3 protein-coding genes are annotated in these 4934 nt (G+C 39.5%); 2 read left to right on the top strand and 1 reads right to left on the bottom strand.

Annotated elements, in window-relative coordinates:
• The first annotated feature begins 164 nt into the window (after positions 1-164).
• Both AWW78_RS09720 and AWW78_RS09715 read left to right on the top strand, forming a co-directional pair.
• A complete protein-coding gene (locus AWW78_RS09720; protein ID WP_075426264.1) occupies positions 165-2537 on the top strand; it encodes an amidohydrolase family protein in 2373 nt (790 codons plus the stop codon).
• A gap of 21 nt (positions 2538-2558) precedes the next feature.
• Entirely contained in the window at positions 2559-3887 is a 1329-nt protein-coding gene (locus AWW78_RS09715) for an amidohydrolase family protein (RefSeq protein ID WP_047133154.1), read from the top strand.
• A gap of 56 nt (positions 3888-3943) precedes the next feature.
• On the opposite strand, the gene AWW78_RS09710 is transcribed toward AWW78_RS09715, so the two are convergent.
• On the bottom strand, positions 3944-4934 hold a 991-nt coding region (locus AWW78_RS09710), incomplete at its 5' end, for a DnaJ C-terminal domain-containing protein (RefSeq protein WP_047133155.1).

The following is a 4934-nucleotide window of genomic DNA, read 5'->3' as shown; positions in this document are numbered from 1 at the left end:
TCTCGAACTTTTTGTAAAAACTCCGATGTATTTTCAAAGGTAAAAGTGTTCTTGTTACACTTGCAGATGACAAATCACCAAATAATGTCGCAATCAAACCCCAAGTTGCCCATCATATTGCCTTTGTTCTTGGTTTCGGCAGAGATATCTATCCGAACTCTTTGATGGGGAACATCGCTTTAATTCGCCAAACATTTCTCGATGCACAATGGTATGCATCTGCGTGGGATGCGTTCTATAAAAATCCATCACTTCAACGACCAGAGGTAAATTCTTCGCTTGAAGCTTTGCAAGGTGCGTTAAAAGGTGAATTAGTTACTTTTGAAACAAACGATGAGCTTGACTTTTTAAGATGTGCAAAAATTGCAAAGGAATTTTCACTTAACGCAGCGATGATCGGAAGTGGCTATGAATATCGAAGAGCGGAAGCTATAAAAAATACAGGTTTCCCAGTTATATTGCCCGTTAACTTTCCAAAGCCACCAGATGTTGAAAACCCAGACGACGCGGATAACATCGACCTTAGAACCCTAAAACATTGGTATAATGCTCCAGAAAACCCGAAAAGATTGTATGAAGCAGGTATAACATTCGCGTTTACAACATATCGGCTTGAAAATACATCGGAGTTTTTACAAAAAGTTCGAGAAGCAGTTGAAAGAGGCTTGCCACAAGATGTTGCGCTTTCGGCTTTGACAATTACACCTGCAAAACTTATCGGGGTTGATAAATTACTTGGCTCAATAGAACCAGGTAAAATGGCAAATTTCGTAGTTACGAATAAAAATATATTTGAAGATGGCGCAAAAATATTACAAGTATGGATCGATGGCAAAAAATATGATGTTGAGGGATTACCCGAATTTGATCCAAGGGGAGAATGGAAGGCATATTTGAATAAAGACACTCTAAATCTCAGCATAACAGGTCAATTGAAAAGCTTAAGAGGTAGGATTAAAAAGAATGATAAATCAGTTAATCTTATTACGGTAAGTTTACTTGATAACAACTTAACTCTTGCTTTCAATGGTGATTCGGTTGGGATAAGCGGAGTGGTAAGGATTTCAGCCTTTGTAAAGAAAGATAAAATCGAAGGTTATGCAGAACTTTTGAGTGGTGAAAGATTAACATTTAGCGCTGTTAAAATTTCAGAACCAAGAGATGAAACGCCGCAAAGAGTTAAAAAAGTTAAATTTGAACCTTTACCTGTTGTCTACCCTGATGGAGCATTTGGTTTTGCCAAACAACCTGAACAACCCGAATATGTTTTGGTCAAAAATGCAACGATATGGACATGCTCAAATCTCGGTAAACTTGAAAACGCAGATATGCTCATACGCCGTGGTATAATTGAAAAAATTGGAAAAAACATTGAGCCACCAAAAGGCGCTGTTGTAATTGATGCAACAGGAAAACATGTAACCCCTGGCATAATTGACGCTCACTCCCACACAGCGATATCGGGCGGAGTTAACGAGTCAACGCAAGCTATAACAGCCGAAGTTAGGATTCAAGATGTTATAAATAGTGATGATATTAACATATACCGACAGCTCGCGGGTGGGGTCACCGCTGCTAATATTTTACATGGTTCAGCTAACCCGATAGGTGGACAGAATGCGGTTATAAAATATAGGTGGGGTTTATTAGCTGATGAGTTGATATTTAAAGAAGCACCCGCTGGAATTAAATTTGCACTTGGCGAAAATGTTAAGCAGAGTAACTGGGGTGACAGATACACCACAAGATACCCGCAAACAAGAATGGGAGTTGAACAAATTATAAGGGATGCCTTTAAATCTGCCCTTGATTATGAAAAAGCATGGAACACTTATAGGGAAGAAAGCAAAAAGAAAATTTTAATTCCACCAAGAAGGGATCTCCAACTTGAGGCGCTACTTGAAATCTTAAAAGGTCAGCGTCTTGTTCACGCGCACTCTTATAGACAAGATGAAATTCTTATGCTTTTAAGGGTCGCTGAGGATTTTGGATTTAGAATTGCAACATTACAACATGTGCTTGAGGGATATAAAATAGCTGAAGCAATTGCAAAACACGGAGCAGGTGCGTCAACATTTAGCGATTGGTGGGCTTATAAATTTGAGGTTTACGACGCAATTCCCCACAATGGAACTTTGATGGAAAAAGTTGGCGTGATCACATCTTTCAACTCCGACAGTGATGAACTCGCCAGAAGGTTAAATCTTGAGGCTGCTAAGGCTGTTAAATACGGTGGTCTGACAGAAGAGGAAGCATTAAAACTTGTTACAATAAATCCAGCCAAACAACTGCGAATTGATAAATATGTTGGCTCACTTGAACCTGGGAAACACGCCGACTTCGTAATTTGGAGTGGAAATCCGCTTTCAACATATACAATCTGTGAACAGACATGGATTGAGGGGAGAAAATATTTTGATAGAAATGAAGATTTGATGATGAGGGGATTCATAAAAAAGCAAAGGGCATTTATAATTCAAAAAATTCTTGAGGTAAAATCATCGACAAGACAACAACCACAACTTGCAACACAGTAAAACTAAAGAAGGAGGTTTAAAATGAAGATAAAGTTTATTCTCACTTATGCTTTAATATTTGTGTTTACCTTGAATTTGATAGCTTCAGATATAATTCCAGGCAAACCTCAAAATAAACCGATCGCCCTCGTCGGTGGAACAATCCACACAATTACACAAGGCACCATTGAAAATGGTGTAGTTTTATTTGACAAGGGTAAAATTATAGCCGTTGGAAAAAATGTTAACATTCCAAAGGACGCTGAGATAATCAACATAAGCGGAAAACATGTTTATCCGGGTTTGATCAACGCTTTCACAACAGTTGGTTTAATAGAGATTGGCGCTGTTAGAGCAACTCGTGATGTTACAGAAGTTGGTCTAATAAATCCAAATGTCCGCGCCGAAGTTGCATTTAATCCTGATAGCGAACATCCTCCCGTAACGCGAGCAAATGGCATCACAACGGTCTTAGTTGTTCCAACAGGTGAACTTATAGCTGGTCAATCTGCACTTATGATGCTCGATGGTTGGACCTGGGAAGAAATGACCTTAAAAGCCCCAGTTGGACTTCACATTTACTGGCCAAGGATGATACCACCTTCAACGGTTAGATTTTCAAGACAAAGCCCTGAGGAACTAAAGAAAGAGACGGAAAGAAGACTTCAATTAATTCGTGAAACATTTCAAAAAGCAAGAGCCTACAAAAAAGCAAAAGAATCCGAAGCTCAAAAAGGAATACCTTACCATGAAACCGATTTAAAGTATGAAGCGATGATACCTGTGCTTGAAGGAAAAGTTCCCGTCTTTGTCCACGCTAATTCATCAAAAGAAATTTTGTCAGCAATCGAATGGGCTGAAAGTGAGAAAGTTAAAATCGTCATCGTCGGCGGAAGTGATGCTTGGAAGGTTGCCGATGTTCTAAAAAATAAAAATATACCAGTGATACTAACGAACATTCACCGCTTGCCATCTACCAGAGATTCTGAATATGATGAGCCATTTACTGTAGCATACAAACTTTACAAAGCAGGTGTTAAGTTCTGCATCGGTGGAGAAGGAGGATACTATAATGAACGAAATCTTCCATATCAAGCTGCAACTTGTGCTGCATTTGGTCTGCCAAAGGACGAAGCTCTTAAAGCCATAGCAATCTATCCAGCCGAAATACTTGGAGTTGCAGATAAAGTTGGTTCAATTGAACCTGGGAAAGATGCAACGCTTATCGTCACAACTGGAGACCCGCTTGAAATTCCCACACAAGTTGTTTATGAATTTATTCAGGGAAGAAAAGTTGATTTAACCAACAGGCAGACCAAACTTTACGAGAAATATCTCGAAAAATATCGTCGTCTTGGTTTGTTAAAGTAGTAGGAATTAAAAAGCCCTTGAACTTTCGGAGTTCAAGGGCTTCTTTGCAAAATTAATTAATTGCGCTTCTTATCAGCGTTAGGTTTTATATTCTTACCTTCCTTCAAAAGTTTCTGGAGTAGTTCTTTCTCAGCTTCCGTAACCTTATCGGGAACCCATATATCAACTTTAACGATAAAATCACCCCTTGAATTTTTATCGACCGAAGGTAATCCCTTGCCTTTAAGTTTTATCTCTTTCCCCGATGATGTCCCGGGTTCTATTTTAAGTTTTATAGTACTTCCATTGATATACGGCACCTCAACTTCGGAGCCGAGCACCGCTTCGGGGAAGCTTATCAAAAGCGTGTAATAAATATCATTCCCCTTCCTCACAAAAAGTGGATGCGGTTCTTCCTCAATCACAACGATCAAATCACCAGACGGTCCACCTCTTATCCCTGCATCCCCATAACCCCGAATTGTTAAATAGTTTCCCTCTTTCACACCAGCCGGAATGTCAACTTCAACCATACTCTCTCCATAAACTCTGCCTTCACCACCACACACATTACACGGTTCTTTTATAACCTTGCCCTCACCACCGCAATTTGCACATGTAGTAATCGTGACCATCTGTCCGAAAAACCCACGACGAACTTGCTTTACCTCACCAGTTCCATTGCAAACAGGGCATACAGCATATCCACCCCTTGATTTCGCTCCCGTTCCACCACATGCATCACATACCTTGAAATGCTTAATCTTCAATTTTTTTCTAACTCCAGTAGCAATCTCCTCAAGTGTTAACTTTAAACGTAACTTCCTATCCGAGCCAGGTATTCCTTTTTGAACTTTTCGCGTTTGCGTCCTCGTCCCGAAGAAGTCATCAAAAAATCCACCACCAAATGAATCAAAAATATCCCGGAAAACTTCAAATATATCATGAACATCTGTGAAATGAATATAATCACTCTCACTTATCCCAGAATGACCATACATGTCGTATCTTTTTCGCTTTTCCGGATCGCTCAAAATTTGATAAGCTTCCGTGATCTCTTTAAACTTT

It is taken from the genome of Candidatus Kryptonium thompsonii (assembly GCF_001535985.1).
Classification (GTDB): Bacteria; Bacteroidota; Ignavibacteria; order Kryptoniales; family Kryptoniaceae; genus Kryptonium; species Kryptonium thompsonii.
This window is presented reverse-complemented; position numbering and strand designations above follow the sequence as displayed.